This window comes from Bdellovibrio sp. GT3 (assembly GCF_037996765.1).
Taxonomy (GTDB): Bacteria; Bdellovibrionota; Bdellovibrionia; order Bdellovibrionales; family Bdellovibrionaceae; genus Bdellovibrio.
Genome location: NZ_JBBNAD010000006.1, coordinates 321,515 through 342,561, shown reverse-complemented (window position 1 = coordinate 342,561; position 21,047 = coordinate 321,515). Strand labels below are relative to the sequence as shown.

Here is a 21,047-nt window from a genome sequence, read left to right as displayed (position 1 = left end):
GGTACAAAACAAAATAAACCTAACCGATTTCGAGGAGCAGTACGTTGGAAGATCAGAAGTCGTTTAATTACAGTATAAGTCATAAGAACAGGATGCTCGTGGTGTCCTTTACCGGAGAGGAAATGACTCCCGGGGTGGTGCCAGCACTGGAAGCCTGTCGTCAGGAAATTCTTTCCAAAGAGGAAGTGCGCCAGGTCGTGTTCTATTTTCAAAACATTGACCGAATTTCGACGGAGGCCTTAGCAAGTTTTGCCCAATTGCAAAGGGACATTCGCGCAAAACCGGCGGACTTGAGGCTTTGCTCAATGAAGAGTCCGCTACGTGAAAAGCTGTTGAGAATGGGAATTGTGCGGGGGTTGGAAGTGGCGGATGATCTGAAGGCCGCACTCTTGTCTTTTCCGCGTGCGGCATAAAAAAAAGGCTGTCTTAATGACAGCCTTTTTTTATTAAAAATTCTTGTTAGTGGCAGTACTTGTAGTCCTTGATCGCCATTTTTACGAAGTCAGAGCCGTTACCGCGAACCACTTTTTTGCCGCCTTGAGCGTCAGTGACCGTCACGCGATGATGTTTAGCCGCATTCGACTGCAAAACCTCCCAGTATGTTGCGCTGGCCTGGCGAGGAGGGAAGAGTTTGATTTCTTGTCCCTTTTTCTGCTGTTTTCCAAAATATCCTTCAAGCATGGATAGTACACATGGGATAAAACGGTTTTCGTCTTTGGTTAATGCATCTCCATTGCGGCAAAGCTTTCCGTAGTTTCTTTCCTTGCCAACGTGAAGCTGAAAAGGTCCACCCAGCTGTCCATTAGGCCCACCTTGGCGAGCACCCAAAAGGCGGCAGGAGCTTTCATAAAACGAAGTGGCGCCCATAATAACAGTCCAGACTTCCTCTTTCTCTTTTTGCGAAAGAGTCGGGTATTTAGGGCAAGCGGCCTTTAAATCCCGAGTCCCTTCCAAAAGAAGTGGAAATTGGTATTTGCCAAAAGCTTTTTCGACGGCCTTGTAGTATCGGCCTTCCTGTTCCTTGTCGACAACCAGGGAGGAGCAAACCTTATCGGCGCCGATCTTTTTTAGGGATCGGGAGACGTCAATGGCAGCTGCATCCTGCTCCGAAAGATTTTCTGATTCCATTTCATAGGCTTCGTCACTGATCGTCGTGTTTTTGAACGATGATACAGATGCCATAGCAGCTGAAAAGTTACAGATTATAAGGCCGGCTAAAATGAGTGTTTTCTTGTTTAGCTTTGTCATGGGTCCTAGCAATTGCAGATAAGGTGCCACCTCAAGACCTCACGATTTCGTTTTGAGGCCGGTTTGGGGTGTCTAAATCTGAGACACCGACGAACTTTGCGTTACCGTTTCCGGCAGGACCAAAAAAAAGGGCCGGTGAATTTTCACCGACCCTTGAAGTCGCCCACATAGAGACTTTATAGAGACTTTAAATACTAATTAATCACGGAAACGACGGGAAGCAGAAGCACCGCTGCTTGGGCGGGTTCTTTTGATCCCTGGGTGATCGTTGCGCTCTGAACGATTGCCACGGCTCTCGTCAGTGTCGCTGTTGAAAGATGGACGGCGCGCTGGACGCTCGCCACCACCGTTATCACGGCTGCGGAAAGAACCGCCACCATTGTCACGGTCACCACGGAAAGAAGCGCTAGCGCCACCTTCACGTGCTGGACGGCTGTCACGGTTGCCACGATTCTCATCACGACCGCCATCACGATCAGCGCCACGGAAGCTGCGACGTGCGCCAGCACCTTCACTTGGAGCGTCGTTTTGGTAAGAACGGTCGCTGAATCTTGGACGGTCACCATCTTCACGACGGTTGCCACGGAAACCACCACGGTTACCACGGAAGCCGCCACCTGTACGAGGACGGTCATCACGGCCGCCACCATCACGGCTGCGTGTGAAGCGGTTGTCGTTAGGATCACGAGGCAACAATTCGCGAGGGATACGATCGCCCATATAATCCAAAATCAGGTCTTTTTTAACGAATACGTCAGGGAAGTACGCCACGATAAAGCGTGCTAGTAAGTCTTCTTTGGAAAGATCTTTGAAGTTGATGTCATCAGCCTGAGTCAAGTCCTGGATCAAATCAGCAGCCAATTGAAGGGAAGCGTCTTCCTCTTTCATTGCGCCGACTTTATCCAATACGTTCTTGATTTTAAGGCCAGCCACTTCGTCAGCAGAAGGTACAACACCTTTAGTGAAAGTCGCTTTTGTCGTGTTCATCACACGGCGTAGAAGAGTCAATTGGTCAGAGTTCACCAAAGTGATCGCTGTTCCTTTTTGACCGTTACGGCCAGTACGACCGATACGGTGAACATAGGACTCAGCATCCCAAGGCAAGTTGTAGTTCACAACGTGTGTAAGGTCTTTGATGTCCAAACCACGAGCCGCAACGTCAGTCGCTACGATAACTTTAACTTGCTTGGATTTGAATTTTCTCAAAGTCGCTTCACGCTCTTGCTGGGATTTATCACCGTGCAAAGAGTCTGTTGCGAAACCGCGTTGAGACAAAGTGTCAGAAAGATCAGCAACTTCCATTTTAGTTTGGCAGAAGATGATACCGTAGAACTCTGGCAACGTTTGCAACAAGCGAGAAACAACTTCTGTTTTGTGCATGTTTTTAACTGTGTAGTAAACTTGCTCGATAGTTTCAGCAGTGGAGCCAACTTTGTTCACAGCTACTGTTTCTGGATTTTCCAGGTACTTTTCAGTGATGCGACGAACTTCAGTCGACATTGTCGCAGAGAACAACCAAGTTCTGCAAGCTGCGCGCTCGTTAGAAGCGGCGTCGTCTGGATGTGTGGCAGAAAGAATGAAATCCAAAGCGTCTTTGAAACCCATGGAAAGCATTTCGTCTGCTTCGTCCAGGATCACTGTTTGAACTTTGGAAAGCTTGATCATTTTTTGTTCAAGGAAATCAACCAAACGGCCCGGAGTCGCTACCACGATGTGGGCGCCACGTTTGATGCCATCAAGTTGTGTGCGGTAAGAAGCACCACCGTAGATTGTTACTACGCGGATGCCTTTTTTCTTACCTAGCAAAGCCAATTGCTCTGCCACTTGCAATGCCAACTCACGAGTTGGGGAAAGAACCAAAGCTTGAGTGTCTTTGATTGTTGCATCCAGATTTTCGATAAGAGGGATACCGAATGCAGCGGTTTTACCAGTTCCTGTAGAAGCGAGACCGATGAAATCGTTCGCTCCGCCTAATAGCAAAGGAATAGCTTGTTTTTGAATGGGCGTCGGAGTTGAGAAGCCCATGTCTTTCATCGCATCCATCAACGGAGCGCTAAGACCAAAGCTTTCAAATGTATCGACAGTAGTTAAAGGAGGAGTCACAGGGAGCCTTTCAGTTAGAGGAGCACTTAACCAAAGGGCCAAAACTTTTTGGGGTATTGGTATATGCTCTAAGAAGGCCGGAAGATACACGAACTCAAGCTTAAAAGCTCAGTATATATTCCCTAATTGCAATAATAATGAACTATTTGCAGAAACTGAGAGTATTTCAGACACTTACACAGCTCGCGACCGTTATAGAGCTTCTCGGGGAGTGCGAGTAAATAAGTCCACCTCGCGATACCTGATTCCAATCTGGCACTCCAGCTTAAGACCAGCACCTAGCTTGACCTTCCGGTGGTATCGGTCATCAGAACTCGGGCACCTTAAGGGAAAGTCAGTTATACTTTTTAAGTTGCCTAAAATCCTGGCAAACAGGGGCCTCGAGTTCCTGGATGTAAATAATTAAAAATTTTGGCGCATCTCGATGAAATTCGAGCTATAAAAGGGACCATGATTCACTTATCAAACATCACAAAGCAGCAGGGGAACAAAGTTCTCTATCGTAACGGTAACTTCCAAATCAACGACGGCGAGAAAATCGGTCTGGTCGGTTTGAATGGTACAGGTAAAACCACAATCTTCCGTATCATCACGGGAGAGGAAGGTTACGACGGAACGGTTTCCAAATCCGATAGAACTGTGATCGGTTACTTCTCGCAAAATATCGAAGACATGCGCGGGCGTTCTGCGATTGAGGAAGTTAAATCCGCGATCGGCAACATCGGCAACATGCAAGTGAAGATGCAGGAATACGAAGCCAAGCTTTCTGATCCGGATTTGGATCCGGATGAGATGATGAAAATCCTGGAAGTGTACGGGGAGATGCAAGGTGAGTTTGAGCGCCTTGGCGGCTACGACCTTGAGTCCCGCGCAGCTGAAATCCTGACAGGTCTTGGTATCGGTCCTGATGACTATCACCGTCCGACAGAGAGTTTCTCTGGTGGTTGGAAAATGCGTATCGCTTTGGCGAAAATTCTGGTGATGAACCCGCAAGTCCTGCTGATGGACGAGCCGACGAATCACTTGGACGTTGAATCCATCATCTGGCTTGAAGAGTGGTTGGTAAACTTCAAGGGTGCTGTTTTGATGACGTCGCATGATCGTGACTTCATGAACCGCATCGTATCTAAAATCGTTGAAATCGCGAACAAGACCATCACTGTTTACGGTGGTAACTACGACTTCTACGAAAAAGAGCGCGACATCCGTATGGAGCAATTGATCGCGGCAGCAAAACGTCAGGAAGATATGCTGGCGAAAGAGGAAGAGTTTATTGCCAGATTTGCAGCACGTGCTTCCCATGCGGCGCAAGTTCAGTCTCGTGTTAAGAAACTTGAAAAAATTGATCGTATCGAAGTTCCAGTTGAAGAAAACGAAATCAAATTCGTATGGCCGACACCTCCACGTGGTGGGGATGAGGTTGTTAAGTTTGAAGGTCTTTCCAAGATCTGGAAGCGCGATGATGGCAAAGAGAAAAACGTGTTCTCCGGTGCCAATGCCCTGGTTAAACGCATGGACCGTATTGCGGTTGTCGGCGTGAACGGTGCGGGTAAATCCACGCTTCTAAAAATTATCGCAGGTGAAGCAGACCCTACAGCAGGCACTTGTGCCTTGGGTGCTTCCATCAACCTGGGTTACTTCTCTCAGAACTCTTTGGATGTTCTGGATCCGAAGGCGACGATTGTGGACGAGGTTCACTCGCGCATGCCGAACGCCGGGATGGGCACTGTGCGCTCTTTATTGGGTGCCTTTAAATTTTCTGGCGAGGAAGCTGAAAAGAAAATCTCGATCCTTTCCGGGGGCGAGAAATCTCGCGTGGTATTGGCAACGATCCTGGCGCAACCGGTGAACTTGCTGATCCTGGATGAGCCGACGAATCACTTGGATATCGTGTCTCGTGAGATTTTACTTGAAGCTATTAAGAACTTCCCAGGAACCGTGATGATCGTATCGCATGACCGTCACTTCTTGCGTGAAGTCACAACCCGTGTGTTCGAGGTGGATAAAAATCAACTTCGTATCTACGAGGGTGACTACGACTACTATATTCATAAAAAGAAACAGGAAGCGGGTGCTCGCTAATGAAGCTCGCTTTTGACCTGCGCGATTTCAAAATTCCTGTGGACCGCTTGGCTCCACAGGAAGTGTTTCGCACTCGTCAAAAGGATCTTTTGTCCTATCGCTTTTACCCAGCTCGTTCTGAAAATCTGGTGATTTTGTATCACGGAATTGGTGGGGACAGCCGCTATATGTGCTCGTTGGCCAGCGCCATTTCTCAGGCGGGTTTTGCTCAGGTGATCACTCCGGATTTTCGCTGTCATGGTGCCAGTCTTTCAGCCTCTGATAATATCGCTCCCAATCAACTTGAAATCGATCTTGAAGAGTTGATCATTCACCTTCGCATGAAGTTTTCGGTTAAAAACATGACTCTTGCCGGGCATTCGCTGGGTGGTGGATTTGCTCTGCGAATTGCAGTCAGTGATGTTGGCCGGCAGTTTCAAAGATTCGTGGCGATTGCTCCCTATTTGCCGGAATCGTTTCACGCTCTGACAGAGGACCTTGGCGGTTGGATTATCTTTGACCAGAATCGAGACGGTTTTTCAGTCAATTACCCCGAGGCCTTTAAAACAGGGGAAGAGAAAACTCACTACAGTGCGGAGTTCATTCGTGCAGCGGTGGTTCCCGAAGATTTACTTCTTGGACTGCACGTAGGAAACACCCCCTTATCTCTTATTACGGGCGACCGTGACGAAGTGGTCTTGGGGCCGCGGCACATGGAGATCTTTGAAGGCCTGGCCCATCCTCTGCTTTTAGCGGCGGGTTTAAATCATCTGACGGTTGTATCAAAACCGTCCACGGTTCTTTCCGTTTTTGAGTCGTAAATGCGACCTAACTTTGAAATTTATTTGCTTTAGCCAACTTAAGTCCTGCCGATAAGTTATACGGAAAATAGAAGATTGTAGGAAAGAGTAACCAAACTTGAACGTAGGCGGGGGTTATGAATTCTGAGTTGGGAGTGTTTGCACTCCGTCAGATTGTTTCGTCCATGGTCGTTATGGGACCACTAATAGTGATCGCGGGCGTATTTAGTTATGTATTCAATCAAAATCGGAAAGCAGTGGTAATGTATGTGGTCATCGGCGTTACACTGACGGCCATAGGGGCTGTAAACCTCTACAATGATTTGGGCCGACCCAATGAAGTGGCAGAGGAAATCAAAAAGTAATCAGAAATGGACGCTGGCTGCGAAGCCAGCGTTTTTTTTGACACGATGTGGGCTCCCTTTCAGTCAGAAACTATGATCTGCTTTGATCATGGATAACCGTAAAAAAAAGATATTTAGTTGGGCTCTTTACGATTGGGCGAACAGCACTTACTCCACCACAGTCATGGCGGGATTTTTTCCTGTTTTCTTTAAAATGTACTGGAGTCAGGGTGTTGATCCGACCGTGACCACAGCACGTTTGGGGACGGCCATTTCCATTTCCAGTCTGGTGATCGCCATGCTCAGTCCCACGCTGGGCGTGATTTCAGATCTTAAAGGTTTCAAAAAATTATTCTGTCTGGCATTTATGATGATCGGGGTTGTAGCCTGTGGCTGGATGACTTTCATTCCTGCCGGGGATTGGTGGAGTGCTATTTTGGCATATGGCATTGCCATGATGGCGTTCAACGCAAGTTGTGTGTTTTATGAATCCCTGCTTCCCTATGTGGCGGAACCCAAGGAGATGGATTTTGTCTCTTCACTGGGGTACTCACTGGGCTACTTGGGCGGCGGTGTTCTTTTTCTTGTCAATGTGTTGATGCATTTGAATCCACACTGGTTTGGTCTGAAGGATGGCACTCAGGCAGTGCAGATCTCCTTTATGACGGTGGCTGTTTGGTGGTTTGTATTCTCGATGCCACTGGCTCGCAATGTCCCAGAACCGTCGGTTGAAATTTCAAGTGAAAATATTTGGAAGCTCACCAATCGCAGTATCGTGAAGCTCCAGGCGACGTTTAAAGTGCTGATGTTCAAGGAACGCAATCTGCTTATATTCATGATGGCCTACTGGTTGTATATCGATGGTGTATACACTGTGATGACCATGGCCGTGGATTATGGAATGTCCATCGGGCTCGGCTCTAAGGATTTAATTGCGGCTTTGCTGATCACGCAGTTTATCGGTTTTCCTTGTGCTTATTTCTTTGGAACGGTGACCAAACGCTTCGGCACCAAGGCGCCCATTTTATGCTGCATTGTCGTTTATGGAATCACGGTTGTGGCGGCGATGTGGATGAGTCAGGCATGGCACTTCTATCTTTTGGCAGTGATCATAGGAATGGTGCAGGGGGGAGTTCAATCGCTCAGCCGCTCCATGTTTGGTAAAATGGCGCCCAAACATCAAAGTGGCGAGTACTTTGGCTTGTTCAACCTAGTGGGACGATTTGCTTCGATTTTGGGGCCGCTTATCGTCGCCTTCACGGTCACGATCACCGGTAACTCACGTCTGGGGATGATTGGTTTATTGGTGTTATTTGTCGTGGGCGGTGGTCTTCTGGCTATGGTTAAAGAGCCGGAAAACCAACACTAAGGTTTATTCTGTTCGTTATTTTTATTTGTCTGAGGGACTTTGTCGGAAGTTGAAGTCTCCTCAGGAATGGTCGACTGCTGTTCCTCGATAATTTTTTTGGCTTTTTTCCCGGTAATTCCCATCCATTCCGGCAAAAACACTGCGATCGCTACAAAGATCATGGTGATGATAACGAAGAAAATGCTCATGGCGATGATCAGATTCAATTAAGGCCTCCTGGAATGTATCTTTTTTAAAGCATTCTTCGTGAAAAGGGAATGTGAAATTTAATAATGGACTTTGCAACCTGAAGCGGACATAACCCTACGATATGACTTATAATCCGCGCGATAGATACTTTAAAAAAGCAAAAGAAGAGGGCTTCGCGGCTCGCTCCGTTTTCAAACTTGAAGAAATCGACAAGAAATACAAAATCTTTAAAGGCAGCGGTCAGACAGTTTTGGATCTTGGGGCTTCTCCCGGTTCATGGTCTCAATACGCATCTAAAGTTGTTGGTGCCAAGGGCCGTGTGTTGGGTGTGGATTTGAGTCCGGTCACTGTGAAGTTGCCCAACGCGGTTTTCATTCAGGCTGATCTTCGTGATTTGAACTTGGAAGATACTTTCAGAGATCATGGATTTCATCCTCCGTTCGATATCGTGATGTCAGACATGGCTCCAAAAACGACGGGCATTCGTATGACGGACCAAGCTCGTTCCATGGAGCTGTGCGAACTTGCTTTGGACGTAGCTCGTAAGTTTTTGCGTAAAGACGGTCACTTTGTCTGCAAACTGTTTCACAGTGATGACTTTGCCAAGCTTCGTGAAGAAATTAAAAAGTCCTTTGCCAAGTGCGAAGTGATGAAGCCGGATTCGACTCGCAAAATTTCCAAAGAGATCTTTTTGATCGGCCTTAATAAGAAATGATTCAGATCGTTTTCGAGAACTCCCATTTTGTGATCTGCGATAAGCCAGCAGGAGTGCTGTCGACGCCAAGTCGCATGGGAGCCGAAGACGAGCGCAATTGTCTGGGGATCGCACTTCAAAAACAGCTGGGTGTTCAGATTTATCCGGTACATCGCCTGGATTTTGAAGTGTCTGGTTTGGTTATGTACGCCAAAAATCCCGAGGCGCATCGTAAAGCCAATGCCTGGTTCGAAAATAAAACCGTCAGCAAGACGTACCGTGCACTGACAACGACTCAGGATTTTTCCCATATTCCAGCAAACGTTAAGAATTCCCGCGAAAAATTCGCGATCGGTGAAGGGCAGAAGTTTGAATGGAAGTCCCGAATTCTGCGTGGCAAACGCCGGGCCTTTGAAAGTCCTGAGGGTAAAGACTCTTTAACCTTGGCTCAGTTTTTAGGGATCGACGACAAGGGAAATTTGCAATGGGATTTGCAGCCGGTCACGGGACGATCGCATCAACTGCGTTTTGATTTAAGTCGGCACGGTTTCCCGATTGTGGGCGATGCATTGTACGGCTCCAAGCAGCCGTGGACGGGTAAAGATTCGATTGCCCTTCGGGCCTACAGAATTGATTTCTCTAAAGCTCCAAATGCTGCTGATTTCCAACTGCCTTCTATTGTTCAGATTCAGGAAATCTAGATCATATTTCCCGTTTGATTTGGGCCAGATACTCTTTGATAAATGTCACACGGTGCTGGGCTTCTTTTTTTGCCGTGTCCGTATTTAAGTGGTCAATCAGTTTGAAAAGCTTTTGATAGAAATGGTCGATGCCGTAGTTCTTGTCGTCCAGGTCGCGCTGCTCGGCCCAAGGGTCTTCTTCAGAATAAAAAGGGCGGCTCATCTGCGAGCTTGTGGCAAAGCAGCGCGCAATGCCGATGGCGCCCAAGGAATCCAAGCGATCAGCATCTTGAACGATTTTAGCTTCTAAAGTTATGGGTTTGATATTGGCGCTATAGCTGTGGGCTTCGATCGCGTGGCGAATGTCGTTGAAGTACTGTTCTGGATAGCCGATGGATTTCAGATACTCAAGCGTCGCTTCGGCAGAAAGAGCCGAGGCATAGGCCCTGCGTGGATCGTTCTTGGGTACGTTAATAAAGTCATGAAAGAACGCCGCAGGCATCACGACTTCCCACTGGCCGTGTTCGGTTTCACACAAAGATTTTGCGGTATTGACGACTCTTTGAATATGCAGAAAATCATGGGCCGGGTCCGAGTTTGGGTACAGCACTCGGGCCTTGTTTTTAAAAAGATGGAACCATTTTTTTTCGTCAAATTCTGGCTGTGGCTGATTCATGATTTCCATCTCTTGATTTTGAATTACGGATTCATTCGTTTCACGGAAGGAGAGGTAAACTTGTCAAAATACGCAGTCAACAGTTGATCCGAGTAGTTGTCGACATGGTCAAAGGTCACGTAACCGTATCCTTGGTTGCCCCATTTAGGACCCCAGGAGTTTTTAAACATAAAAAGACGGCGTTGGTCATCATAACCTACCAACAGGATCGCATGGCCTCCGCAAGAGATCTTACCGCTGGCACATTGCTCGGCAACTTCTGGGTTCATAGTGAACGTACCTTTTTGATCGTTGATCAAGGGAATAGCCACATTCAACGTCACCACTACAGGGCGGTCTTGTTTTAGTTCGTTGATCACTTGTTCTGACCACGGGCGCATCACGTGCATTTGTGACAGTTGTTTGAAATTCAAACTTCTGTAGCTCACGTGCGGCGTTGTTTTTTGGCTCAGGTTATAAAATGACATTTGTTGCGCGCTAAGTGGTTTGGTGAAGTCAGGGCTTTCTTTTTGATAGGGAAGCTGGGCTTCCTCAAAAAGATAGATATCACTTTTTAGACTCGCCAAGATGTCATAGGTGTTTCCGAATTCAACCTCGGGGCGCCATGAATTGATGATTTTATGGCGAAAGACTTCGTATTCTTCAGAGATGTCATAGTCTTCACCAGTAAGTTTTTTAAATGCACTTTCCACTAAAGCCGAAACGGCAAAGTAAGCACATGTATCGCGACGTTCCTGGTCTTTGACCGGAGTTTGCAAGTGGGTCAGTGTTTTGACGTCAGCCTTGGCATCGGTCACATACACCGAGCAAAGAAGGGCAGCAGTTAAAAATAGAGTGCGGATCACAAATGTCATTTTTCATCCTTCGAATTTAATATCGCCCAGTATTTTTGCAAACTTGCGGCCAATTGACGGCGAAGTGAGCGGTTTCCCACGAGCTAAATCACATTTGTGAAGATAATTTTTACCTGCATGTTTAAAGTGTCATCACTGCCGCAGTAGGGTTTCACCTCACGTTACCGTATCAATTTGGGCCAAAGGCAATAGTTCCCTAAAGTGATATTCCTGTGTTTCCGATAAATAGTTGTTAGTGTTCTTGGAGCGTTTTATGAGTAAAGTTTCTTTAACATTCACGGTCATTTGTCTCTGGTTGTTTACCGGATGTACGTTGTCGTTAGATATTCACGGCACCGCTGTGGAATTCGCGTCTAAGTCCGCTCCGAAGATTAATAAAGTCTCGGCGGATGTTTCTAATATTTCAGCCGTTTCAAATTTATCTTTACCACGCTTTACGACGGCTCAAATTATTCCAATCACAGTCGAATTCAATCAATCAATGGTCGTGACGGGCAACCCCACATTGGAATTGTCGACAGGATCGGTAAATAGAAAAGCGACTTATGCTTCGGGTTCAGGAACAAATCAACTGGTCTTTGAATACACAGTGGTCGCTGGTGATTCGGCAACCACATTGGACTATACGAACTCGTCAGCTATTGATCTTAATGGCGGTGATATTGTTCCGGCAGCAGGTACAAGTGAATTTGCACCCGAGGAATTAACGGAGTTTTTAAAACTTCCAAATCCCGGTGATCAGTCTTCACTTGCGGGGACGACGCCGATGTTGATCAAAACAACTCCGGAAGTGAAGTCGTTGAAGTCTCCGGAAACAGATGTCTATTTGGATGGAAATGCCCTTGAGGTCGTGGTGAAATACGATCAGCCGGTGGCTGTGACGGGTGCTCCGAGGATTGAGATTAAAATTGCCAGCAATACGCGCATTGCCAATTTCATTTCACAAATTTCTGACCGTGAATTGCTATTCCGGTATGTTGTCATCATCGGTGATAATGACACCAACGGTATCGAACTGCCGGCAAGTATTAGTTTAAATGGCGGAAGCATTGTGAATCCGGCCAATGAAGCGGCGGTGATTGCTCTTCCGAGCGAAGATACTACAGAGGTTCTAACTTATACCTCGCCCTTAACCGCATCTTTTGTTACCAGTACTCAGGTCGTTTCTGAAAGTGTGGGATCCATTCAAATCCCGGTGGTGCTAAGTATGGCAGCGCCGATTCCGTTTAAAGTTTCTATCACCTCTTTGGGGGATGCGACTAGCGGCGACTTTGAGCTGGACTCAAGGGATATTCAATTTGGAATTGGAGATACGGTTAAATATATCACCGTTCGTATTTTGGATGACTCGATTCCCGAACCAGAAAAACGTCTGCGCCTGGTGTTGTCTAAAAATTCATTAGGTAACGGTGGGGTACTGGCGATGACAGAAATCAATATTCGCGACGATGATTCTGTGCCTCCGACCTTGGTAGACTATCAGTCGGGCTCTTTATTTGCCTGTGCCCTTTATTCCAACCGCGAATTGAAGTGTTTGGGGGAAAACGATTTTGGTTACCTAGGGAATGGGACGACGGTGCCTTCCGACGTGGTTACTGCGACGCCTGTTATGACCGATGTGCAAAGTTATACAGTGGGAGCTTTAACTACCTGCGCTGTGAATTCATTAGGTGAAATGTGGTGCTGGGGTAAGGATCCTGGTGGTGTCATTCCTTCGTTTACCGGTGGAATGTCCACGACTCCTAAGAAGCTGGTATCGAGTGGAGCAGTTAAACCCGTCTTGGGGACTAACATGTTCTGTTATATTGCGACCAATAAGGATCTTAAATGTTGGGGGTCGGATAATCAGGCTTTAGGGAATCCAGCTCCTGCGGCAACAAAGACCGTGCCTTTTGCGAGTCCTATTGTGGTCATGAGTGGAGTCGAGGACGCGTGGGCGGTGAGAGCAGCTGCGGGACTAACGATGTGTGCTTTAAAAAGTAACGGCGGTGTTCCCGCTCAAAATGATCTATATTGTTGGGGATATTTGGATGCCAACAATTTTACTGGTGGCAATCTTTTCGCGCCACCAGCAACGGCTCAGGTTGAAAATGTGAAGTCCATCAGTCTTGGCTACAGTCGAGAAAACATGTGTGTGCAATCAGAGGCCGGTTCCCCGGCAACTGTGAAGAATTTCTGTTGGGGGACTAATATCCGACTGTCGCTAACTTACGGCGTGGGCTCCCCGTCATCCTCGTCCACAACTCCCCTTGAAATGAGTGCGACCTATCGCGACTACATGGTGGCGGCTACGTCCATTTGTGGAATCAAAGAGACTGACGGCAGCGTTTGGTGTTGGGGGAATACGGGAGATACTCCTGGTGCGACCGGGGCTACACCGAGCAAAGTGGTTGACTCGGGAGCAGTAAGATTTTTGGCTGCATCTGCATCGTCAGCAGCGGCACGTTGTGTTTTGACTGATACTGGTTCGGTGGTTTGCTGGCAGGTGAGCACAACGTCGAAGAACAAGCTCACTCCCCAGACAGTTATTGCATCTGGGGTAAAGGCTATTGGCATAGGGGGGCATCAATGCGTGGTGATGACGTCAGGGGAGCTCGATTGTTGGGGTGCCAATGCGAATGGTCAAATTGGCGATCGCACAACAAACACTCGCCAAGTGCCGACGCAGATTTTTTCAAGAAACGTCACGCAAGTGGCGGCGAACAGTAGCACAAGTTCCACGACCTGTGCGGTGTCTTCTTATGGAGAATTGCGTTGTTGGGGTAAGCACAGTTCGAAGGGAAGTTTAGGGGCCGGTGCCACCGCCGGGAATATTGTCGTTCCAAAGATTATCGTCGATAAAGACATTCAAAAAGTTTGGGTTGCCAATGATCGCGGCTGTGCGATATCCACTGGCGGTGCTTTACTTTGTTGGGGTGATAATTCGACCGGGCAGACAAAGCCTGGGACTGTAGTACATCAAATGACACCGAATACAGTTTTGTCGTCCGGGGTCGCTGACGTCGCGATGATGTATAATTCTATTTGTTATCTGAATACAGACGGAGAAGTTCGCTGCTGGGGAATAAACACCAATGGCGAGCTCGGGGTCGGTAACACGACCAATCAGTCGACAATTCCACTGGATCCGATTTTGACTGATGTGAAACAAATCTTTGGGAATCTGGGTACTGCGGGTTCCCTCGGTTGTGCAATTAAAGAGAATAGTGATTTGTACTGTTGGGGTAAAACCTATTCCGTCTGGGGGACAACTTCGTTTCCACAAAAGATTATGTCTGATGTGAAAGATCTTGCGATCGGTCAGGGAAGCTTTTGTGCTGTTGTTGGCGACGATCGGGCCTTAAAGTGTTGGGGACAGAACAGCAGCGGTGAGGTTGGAAACGGGCTCATCGGAAATGTGTTGTGGTCGGCTCCTTACACCGTCTTAACATCTGGAGTGAAATCGGTATCGAGCGGTGGCGGTGGCCTCACCATGTGTTTTATTATGATGGATTCGGGAGAGCTTAGATGCATGGGAGATGACTCTGGCGGTTTGTTTGCCACGGGTGAACGCTCGGCCTATGCGCGCACAATTCCCGGTCTTTGATTTTATTCCGGCTCAGGAATATTGATAATACTTTGTGATTCATCCCAGGGTTGCCATAAGGCGATTTTGTGGCCGTCGGGATCACAAATCCACGCAAATTTTCCGCGCTCATTTTCATCAACAAAATCTAAGATGCGTACGCCGGATTCGGCCAAGGAGCCGACCAGTGTTGCGAGATTCTGTATGCGGAAAATGGTGGTTTCGGGCAGATATTCATTCACTTGGAAATGCTCTTCCATAAATCCACCGCTTTGATCCCGGTGAAGGTGAAGCTTTTCTTCGTACCAGCGATTTAGGTTTTCTGATCTTTGATTGAAATTTTCCATGAGTTTATTTTCTGCCCAGGAATTCAGAGGAACAAGACCAGTCTTAGTCGCGTGTCGGAAGGCAACCCTATGACTTAAAGATGGTGAAATGATCAAAGACTTGAGGCTCGTTTATTTCGGAAAGCCAAGGATGGGATTGAAAAATGCGGTGGCGGATATAACGTCCACGGGCCACCACTTGGATGCTGCGGTTTTTCGCAATCTTTTTCAAGTCCTCTAAAGTTTTATCGACAGCAGGTGCACTGCCAAAATCAAAGATGAAATAGTAATCGGCCTCAACCGGCACGAACTGGGGTGCTGTTAGATCTTGAGTCTTAATAGCGGTGAGGGGGTAATCGAAATTTTTCAAGATTCGATTGCCTTCGTTCACGCGCTCGGCCACCAGTTCGTACCCGGTGAATTTCACGCCGGGATAATGTTTGCCCACCACAAACGCCATGCGACCATACCCACATCCAAGATCCACAATGTGTTGGCCGTCCTCGGGTTTCAAAAGTTCCAATATTTGTCGGATTTCTGTGTAAGGAGTCTGCAAAGCCTGAACTGGTAATCCCCGCCAAAAATTCACTGGAATGTTTGCATCCGCTTGAACGTTATAACTTTGAGATTTAAGCAGCTCTTGTTCAACTTCTGCAGTTTTAAAACCCAACCACTGGTCAATGACGACGGAATGTTCCTGAGCTTCTTGGTATGTGTGCTCGTCATCGCTAATCAGTGGAAAGGGCCCGTGGGGGTTGAATTCAATTGCGCTCAAGAACCTCTTATAAGCTCGAGATATCGTTCTGTAAAGAGGTAATACGCACAGTGGATTTCAGTTTTCCGACCAGAGACTGGTCACGGATGCCTTCGGTTTCCAATTTCAGTTTAATCAATTCAGGATCCCGCAGCTCGGGGTTTTGCAACATCAGGGCTGCTGCCAGTCCCGTGACCCAGGCTGTGGCCTGGGAAGTGCCGGTCATGACACCAAATTGGCCACCGGGCAGGGAAGAGTATACGTTCTTGCCCGGGGCCGCGATATCCACACTTTTAGATCCGTAGTTACTGCTGTCAATGAGATGACGATTCGTATCCAGGGCCGCGACTGAAATGATATTGCGAAGATTATAGCCCGCTGGATAGTAACCCATCTTATCGGTGTTGCGACCGTCATTGCCGGCGGCAGCGACAAAGAGAATTCCTTTCTCTTGAGCTTCACGGATTGCCTGCTCTTCCAGAGCACTGCGTGTGTCGCCACCGCCAGAATAGTTTATAATGTCGGCCTTCATTTTGATCGCATACCGTATTGCACGAACAGTATTGACCAAATTCACCCGACCTGATTGTTCTGGATCATAATATTTCAAAACCATGAATTTCACGCGCTTCGAAAGTGTGCGCTGGCGAATGATGCCGGCGATATGGGTTCCGTGACCGTGCTGGTCCGATAGATCGCTGTTTTCAGAAACAAAATTCCATCCATGGAGATCCCCGGCATATCCATTGCCATCGTTATCCTGTCCATTTATTTTTTCTTTGGGGTTCAACCAAAGATTGTCTTTAATAAGAGGGTGATTGATGTCGACGCCGGTGTCGATGATCGCGATGACGATATCGCGGTCAGGCTCGTTGGTGCGTGGTTGTGCTATTGACGGCCAAAAAACCGGAGTCGCAGAGAGAATACCAAAGAAAGTTTTTTGTATTAGATTCAGTGATCTCATGTGCGCCCCCGTTGTTGAGGGGTATTGCACGGGGCGGGCCAGCTATAAGCAAATCTAATGGGGTCTCATTCGGAGATTTGTCACTTGTGTTTATAAATCCTTAAACAGCGTAAAACGCACTTCAGCTGTCTAAAAGGCGACATACATAATCAACTTTTATACAGCAGCCGAAAAGTTCATCCTATTCGACTGCTGTAGTTGCTTATGATGGAACAGTAGTTTTTTTGGGGGGAGTCGCCTAAGCGACTCTTTTGATTCCCGGAGGATTGGCAACTGTGTGTTTGTTGCGACCGGTCTGCTTGGAAGTGTAAAGGGCCTCATCCACGCGCTTATACCAGCCGTCTGGCGTTTCTCCAGCTTCAAGCTGAGCGATGCCCAGACTGACTGTAAAGCGAATCTCGAGGTTGCCATGAACAAAGACCTCTTTGCGGATCTTGGCCATGCATTCATCCACCATTTTAATAGCTGCCTGGGTGTCACAGCCTGGCAGAATCACGGCGAATTCTTCACCACCCAGACGGGCAACAAAGTCGACTTCGCGGCTGAAGCTTTCCTGTAGCAGGCGCACGCATTGCTGCAATACGAAGTCCCCAATATCATGCCCGTAGGCATCATTGATCTTTTTAAAGAAGTCGATATCAAACAGGAGCATCGTCACCGGGTCGTGATCCAGTTGATTGATCTGGATGTAGCGTTTAACCTGCTCGTCAAAGCTCTTGCGGTTATGGGCGCCAGTCAAATGATCTGAACGCATGGTGCGATTGGCTTCCATAAGTTGCTTCTTAACTGTCGACAGGCTTTTCTTGACCGATTCCATTCTTTTCGAACGTCGTTCGTTATTGCTTGTCTGATGCTTCAAATAGAAATCAATGAACTCCCGGGATTTCGCACGCAGGTCCTCAATGGAGTTTGATTCCACGGCTTCACGGAGCTGAGCGAGGCTGGCATTAACCTGACCTTCAGAAGTGGCTTCGGCCGCGACTTCGTCGCCCAGGTTGTCGGCAAAATCCCAGATGATGCGTTTGAAGTCATCGAATGTGTTTTGCACATAGGTCGTTTCGTCGATGCGGTAGCTGGAGAAGAACTGACGGAAGCGGAAAAGCGCATCTTCCAGTTCCTGTCCTTCCATGGTCATAAGTTCTTTGGCAACGGTATCAAGCTTTGCCCGCACCTTGCGCACAGAGTGATTGTGAACCTCGAACAGATTCTTATTAAGAACATCCAAGATAAACAACAAAGTGGCGCGATCTTCGGAAAGTGTCGGGCCGTCTTTGCCTTTGGATTCTTTATTATGAGGTGCGGATCCCCAGTCCATGTCCAACTGATCAACCAGCTTTTTCATCCACTGTTTCAACTTCTGCCTCCGGGAAATATCATCATTTCTTTTTCGGTAAATGCGAGTCGATTGTTTATGCCTTCCCGACGCAAGTCCGGTGGAATCTCACAATGATACAGGACTTGATGGTGCTTTTTCGCAACTGTGTGAAGGTTTACTCAAGTACTTATCGCAAGAATACTAAAATGTCCGTGAATTGACGAAAAAGGAGTCACCCTATGGGCACAAGTGCGGAACTTACCGGACCTGATTTTTCCAAAGGTGTTTCGGTCGACCTGATTCAGGAAGGGGAAACTCTGCTGGGGCATGTGGGGGACAGAGCGGTTATTTTGGCCAAGGTGGAGGGCGAAATCTACGCGGTGGGTGCCAATTGCTCGCATTATGGCGCGCCTTTAAATCAGGGGCTGTTGGTGGGACATCATATTCATTGTCCGTGGCACCATTCCACTTTCAATGTAAAAACCGGCGAAGCAGAAAAAGCCCCGGCCTTGACGCCGATAGCCTGTTGGATGACCGAAGTCGTTGATGAGAAAATTTTCGTCCGTGGGAAAAAGAAAATTCCGCAACCTGTTTTGCGTGGCACTGAAAGTCAGCATGTGGTGATTGTCGGCGGCGGTGCTGCTGGAACATCCTGTGCGGCGATGTTACGACGCCAGGGATTTGCCGGAACCATTCAGATGATCAGTCATGATGATTCGACACCTTACGATCGAACCAATCTTTCGAAGGACTACTTGTCTGGTGCGGCTCCAGAAGAATGGTTGCCAATACTGAAAGAGTCTTTTTTTGAAAAGAATAAAATTCAGATCAGTCTGAAAACAGACGTCAAGCGTATCGAACCTGACAGAAAGTCAGTGGAACTTTCAGATGGCAGAACATTGTTTTACGATAAACTGCTGCTGGCAACAGGTGGTGAACCTGTAAAACCGCCGATCCCCGGCATCGACCGCGAAAAAGTTCTGATGCTAAGAACCTTAAAGAACTGCCGATCCATTATCAGTGCCTGCGAAACGGCTAAGACTGTGGCGGTTGTTGGAGCGGGCTTTATCGGTCTGGAGGTTGCGGCGTCCTTAAACCAAAGAGGTATTGTCGTCCATGTGATCGCCCCCGAGGAAATGCCTTTGATTAAGACGCTGGGAATTCATGTGGGAAGCTATATCAAGCATTTGCATGAGTCCCATGGGATTCACTTTCATTTAGGGCATTCTGTGAAAGAGATACTGGATGACAAGGTTATTTTGGATGACCTTACGACTGTGGACTGTGATTTCGTCGTGGTTGGAGCGGGTATTCAACCCAATGTGGAATTGGCAAAGCAGGCGGGCTGCGAAATTGATCACGGTGTGGTGGTGAATGAATACCTGGAAACAAGTGTTCCCGGTATTTTTGCCGCTGGTGATATTGCGCGGTGGCCGGATCCCCGAAGTCAGAGATTGATCCGTGTTGAACATTGGGAAGTGGCTGAACGCCAAGGTCAGGTTGTTGCCTGTAATATATTGGGGGCAAAAACCAGATATCAGGACGTACCCTTCTTCTGGACTCAGCAGTTTGATAAAATACTTTGTTATATAGGCTATTCCGATCGTTTTGACCGGATGGATCTGATGGGTGATCCCGGCAAAGATGATTTTGCAGTGGCCTACTATGAAGATGACCGAATTGCTGCGTTTCTATCTGTCGGTCGTGATCTTGAAAATCTTAAGGTCGAGCAGGCGCTGCAGCGGATTGATTACCAAAAAGCCGAAGACATATTCCGTGAATACCAGCGTCAGTTCAAGCGACCGCAACCACCGTCACCGAATTATTTCGAGCCGAGCCCCTAGAGCTTGGCGACCTCTTTTTTGATTTTTTCAAACGTGGCCTTGTCAAAACGTGGCAAGACCGGTTTTAGTTTTTTCAAACGTTGTTCCAGAATAAATGACACCACGAAATTGCGTACGTCTTTGTCGTCGGCGGGTATGATGTACCAGGGTCGGTCTTCGTGGTGTGTCTTGTATATAATCTCTCCGTAGGCTTTTTGATACTTTGGCCAGAGTTTTCTCTCGGCCAGATCACTTAATTCAAATTTCCAATGCTTGTCCGGATTGTCGATGCGTGCGCGCAGTCGCTCGGCCTGTTCTTTAAGGCTGATATGCAAAAAGAACTTCAAAATTGTCACGCCCTCATCGGTAAGCATCTTTTCAAAAGCATTGATGTCTTCGATTCGATTTTCAATCCGCGATTTAGGAAGAGTTTTATGAACTGAAGGCATGATCACATCTTCGTAGTGACTGCGATTGAAAATCACGATCTCCCCATTGATAGGGGTGTTGGCATGGACACGCCAAAGATAGTCATGACGTAATTCTTTGGGCGTGGGCCTTTTGAAGGAGACGACGCGAAGTCCCTGGGGATTCATAGCGGCGAAAACGTGCTCGACCGTACCGTCTTTGCCGGACGTATCGAGCCCCTGCAGAATGATCAGGACTTTATGTTTGTTTTCTGCAAAGATAAGCTCCTGAAGATCCCCCAGATCCTCCGCGACTTCTGCAAAATGCGACTTCAAGGCCTTTTTGGTCTTGCCTCTGGTATCAGGATTGGTCGCGACCTTCGCCAGACTTTTTGATTTCGGAGTAAACTCTTTAACTTTGATCATCAGTGCTGCGCGCGAAGCTCGCCCTCATCCAAAGTGGCATCCAAAGAAATTTCTGTATCGAGCAATCGTGAAACAGGACAATTGTTTTTGGCCTCTTCGGCGATTGAATTGAATCTGTTTTGATCAATTCCGGGAATTTTGGCTCTTAACACCAAATTGGAGTGGGTTATCACCCAGTCGTTGCCATTTTTTTCTATGCTGACGGCGGCATTCACCTGCAGTGACTCCGGAGTTATTCCCTGCTGAGTTAAGGCGGCGGCAAGGGCCATTGCGAAACATGAGGAGTGAGCCGCGGCGATAAGTTCCTCAGGATTGGTTCCGGGTTCATTGCCAAATCGACGCATCAGTGAATAAGGCACCTTTTTTAAGGCCCCACTTTCAGTGGAGACTTCGCCCTGACCTTGTTGTAAATTACCTCTCCACAGAACTTCAGCTTTTCTTTCCATTCT

General features: G+C 47.6%; 20 protein-coding genes. 9 read left to right on the top strand and 11 right to left on the bottom strand.

Going from position 1 to position 21,047, the window contains the following annotated elements; translation table 11 throughout:
- Positions 1–44 precede the first annotated feature (44 nt).
- Positions 45–413: an STAS domain-containing protein gene (locus AAAA73_RS16965; RefSeq protein ID WP_340599686.1), complete on the top strand. Its 369-nt coding sequence runs from the start codon at positions 45–47 to the stop codon at positions 411–413.
- A gap of 46 nt (positions 414–459) precedes the next feature.
- Here the strand turns inward: AAAA73_RS16965 and AAAA73_RS16960 are convergent, their stop codons facing one another.
- Together AAAA73_RS16960 and AAAA73_RS16955 are read right to left on the bottom strand one after the other, a co-directional pair.
- On the bottom strand, positions 460–1,182 hold the full coding sequence (locus tag AAAA73_RS16960; RefSeq protein WP_340599685.1) for a hypothetical protein: 723 nt from the start codon (positions 1,180–1,182) through the stop codon (positions 460–462).
- Between the two features lie 264 nt (positions 1,183–1,446).
- A complete protein-coding gene (locus tag AAAA73_RS16955; protein WP_340599684.1) occupies positions 1,447–3,351 on the bottom strand; it encodes a DEAD/DEAH box helicase in 1,905 nt (634 codons plus the stop codon).
- A 450-nt stretch (positions 3,352–3,801) separates the two neighbouring features.
- Between AAAA73_RS16955 and AAAA73_RS16950 the strand changes: the two genes are divergently transcribed.
- The 4 genes from AAAA73_RS16950 (at position 3,802) to AAAA73_RS16935 (ending at position 7,925) form a co-directional block, all read left to right on the top strand.
- Entirely contained in the window at positions 3,802–5,433 is a 1,632-nt protein-coding gene (locus tag AAAA73_RS16950) for an ABC-F family ATP-binding cassette domain-containing protein (protein WP_340599683.1), read from the top strand.
- A complete protein-coding gene (locus AAAA73_RS16945; RefSeq protein ID WP_340599682.1) occupies positions 5,433–6,233 on the top strand; it encodes an alpha/beta hydrolase in 801 nt (266 codons plus the stop codon). Before AAAA73_RS16950 ends, AAAA73_RS16945 begins: the two co-directional genes overlap by 1 nt.
- 116 nt (positions 6,234–6,349) lie before the next feature.
- Positions 6,350–6,577 carry a hypothetical protein gene (locus AAAA73_RS16940; RefSeq protein ID WP_340599681.1) on the top strand — a complete coding sequence of 76 codons (228 nt, stop codon included), beginning with the start codon at positions 6,350–6,352 and terminating at the stop codon, positions 6,575–6,577.
- Between the two features lie 88 nt (positions 6,578–6,665).
- Complete coding sequence (locus AAAA73_RS16935; RefSeq protein ID WP_340599680.1) at positions 6,666–7,925, top strand: MFS transporter; 1,260 nt, start codon at positions 6,666–6,668, stop codon at positions 7,923–7,925.
- On the opposite strand, the gene AAAA73_RS16930 is transcribed toward AAAA73_RS16935, so the two are convergent.
- A complete protein-coding gene (locus AAAA73_RS16930) occupies positions 7,922–8,131 on the bottom strand; it encodes a hypothetical protein (protein WP_340599679.1) in 210 nt (69 codons plus the stop codon). The two genes, AAAA73_RS16935 and AAAA73_RS16930, sit on opposite strands and share 4 nt — an antisense overlap.
- A 104-nt stretch (positions 8,132–8,235) precedes the next feature.
- Between AAAA73_RS16930 and AAAA73_RS16925 the strand changes: the two genes are divergently transcribed.
- Together AAAA73_RS16925 and AAAA73_RS16920 are read left to right on the top strand one after the other, a co-directional pair.
- Positions 8,236–8,829 (top strand): RlmE family RNA methyltransferase, encoded by a 594-nt coding sequence (locus AAAA73_RS16925; protein WP_340599678.1) that lies wholly within the window; start codon positions 8,236–8,238, stop codon positions 8,827–8,829.
- Positions 8,826–9,509, top strand: coding sequence for an RluA family pseudouridine synthase (locus AAAA73_RS16920; RefSeq protein WP_340599677.1), 684 nt, complete (start codon positions 8,826–8,828; stop codon positions 9,507–9,509). Before AAAA73_RS16925 ends, AAAA73_RS16920 begins: the two co-directional genes overlap by 4 nt.
- A 1-nt stretch (position 9,510) precedes the next feature.
- Here AAAA73_RS16920 and AAAA73_RS16915 read toward each other — a convergent pair whose 3' ends face one another.
- Positions 9,511–10,164 carry an HD domain-containing protein gene (locus AAAA73_RS16915; protein WP_340599676.1) on the bottom strand — a complete coding sequence of 218 codons (654 nt, stop codon included), beginning with the start codon at positions 10,162–10,164 and terminating at the stop codon, positions 9,511–9,513.
- A 23-nt stretch (positions 10,165–10,187) separates the two neighbouring features.
- The gene (locus tag AAAA73_RS16910) at positions 10,188–11,018 is read right to left on the bottom strand and encodes a C1 family peptidase (RefSeq protein WP_340599675.1); all 831 of its coding nucleotides are present in this window, start codon (positions 11,016–11,018) and stop codon (positions 10,188–10,190) included.
- A 253-nt stretch (positions 11,019–11,271) separates the two neighbouring features.
- Between AAAA73_RS16910 and AAAA73_RS16905 the strand changes: the two genes are divergently transcribed.
- Positions 11,272–14,604 carry a Calx-beta domain-containing protein gene (locus tag AAAA73_RS16905; RefSeq protein ID WP_340599674.1) on the top strand — a complete coding sequence of 1,111 codons (3,333 nt, stop codon included), beginning with the start codon at positions 11,272–11,274 and terminating at the stop codon, positions 14,602–14,604.
- Positions 14,605–14,606: 2 nt separating this feature from the next.
- Here the strand turns inward: AAAA73_RS16905 and AAAA73_RS16900 are convergent, their stop codons facing one another.
- The 4 genes from AAAA73_RS16900 to AAAA73_RS16885 form a co-directional block, all read right to left on the bottom strand.
- On the bottom strand, positions 14,607–14,930 hold the full coding sequence (locus AAAA73_RS16900; RefSeq protein ID WP_340599673.1) for a VOC family protein: 324 nt from the start codon (positions 14,928–14,930) through the stop codon (positions 14,607–14,609).
- A 67-nt stretch (positions 14,931–14,997) separates the two neighbouring features.
- Positions 14,998–15,684 (bottom strand): class I SAM-dependent methyltransferase, encoded by a 687-nt coding sequence (locus AAAA73_RS16895; protein ID WP_340599672.1) that lies wholly within the window; start codon positions 15,682–15,684, stop codon positions 14,998–15,000.
- 7 nt (positions 15,685–15,691) lie between these two features.
- Positions 15,692–16,627: a S8 family peptidase gene (locus AAAA73_RS16890; RefSeq protein ID WP_340599671.1), complete on the bottom strand. Its 936-nt coding sequence runs from the start codon at positions 16,625–16,627 to the stop codon at positions 15,692–15,694.
- A 238-nt stretch (positions 16,628–16,865) separates the two neighbouring features.
- Positions 16,866–17,981, bottom strand: a complete 1,116-nt coding sequence (locus AAAA73_RS16885; protein WP_340599670.1) for a GGDEF domain-containing protein — start codon at positions 17,979–17,981, stop codon at positions 16,866–16,868.
- 200 nt (positions 17,982–18,181) lie between these two features.
- On the opposite strand from AAAA73_RS16885, the gene AAAA73_RS16880 reads away from it, so the two are divergent.
- The gene (locus tag AAAA73_RS16880) at positions 18,182–19,786 is read left to right on the top strand and encodes an FAD-dependent oxidoreductase (protein WP_340599669.1); all 1,605 of its coding nucleotides are present in this window, start codon (positions 18,182–18,184) and stop codon (positions 19,784–19,786) included.
- On the opposite strand, the gene AAAA73_RS16875 is transcribed toward AAAA73_RS16880, so the two are convergent.
- Positions 19,783–20,598: a PPK2 family polyphosphate kinase gene (locus AAAA73_RS16875; protein ID WP_340599668.1), complete on the bottom strand. Its 816-nt coding sequence runs from the start codon at positions 20,596–20,598 to the stop codon at positions 19,783–19,785. The two genes, AAAA73_RS16880 and AAAA73_RS16875, sit on opposite strands and share 4 nt — an antisense overlap.
- Positions 20,598–21,044 carry an OsmC family protein gene (locus AAAA73_RS16870; protein ID WP_340599667.1) on the bottom strand — a complete coding sequence of 149 codons (447 nt, stop codon included), beginning with the start codon at positions 21,042–21,044 and terminating at the stop codon, positions 20,598–20,600. Before AAAA73_RS16870 ends, AAAA73_RS16875 begins: the two co-directional genes overlap by 1 nt.
- Positions 21,045–21,047 lie beyond the last annotated feature (3 nt).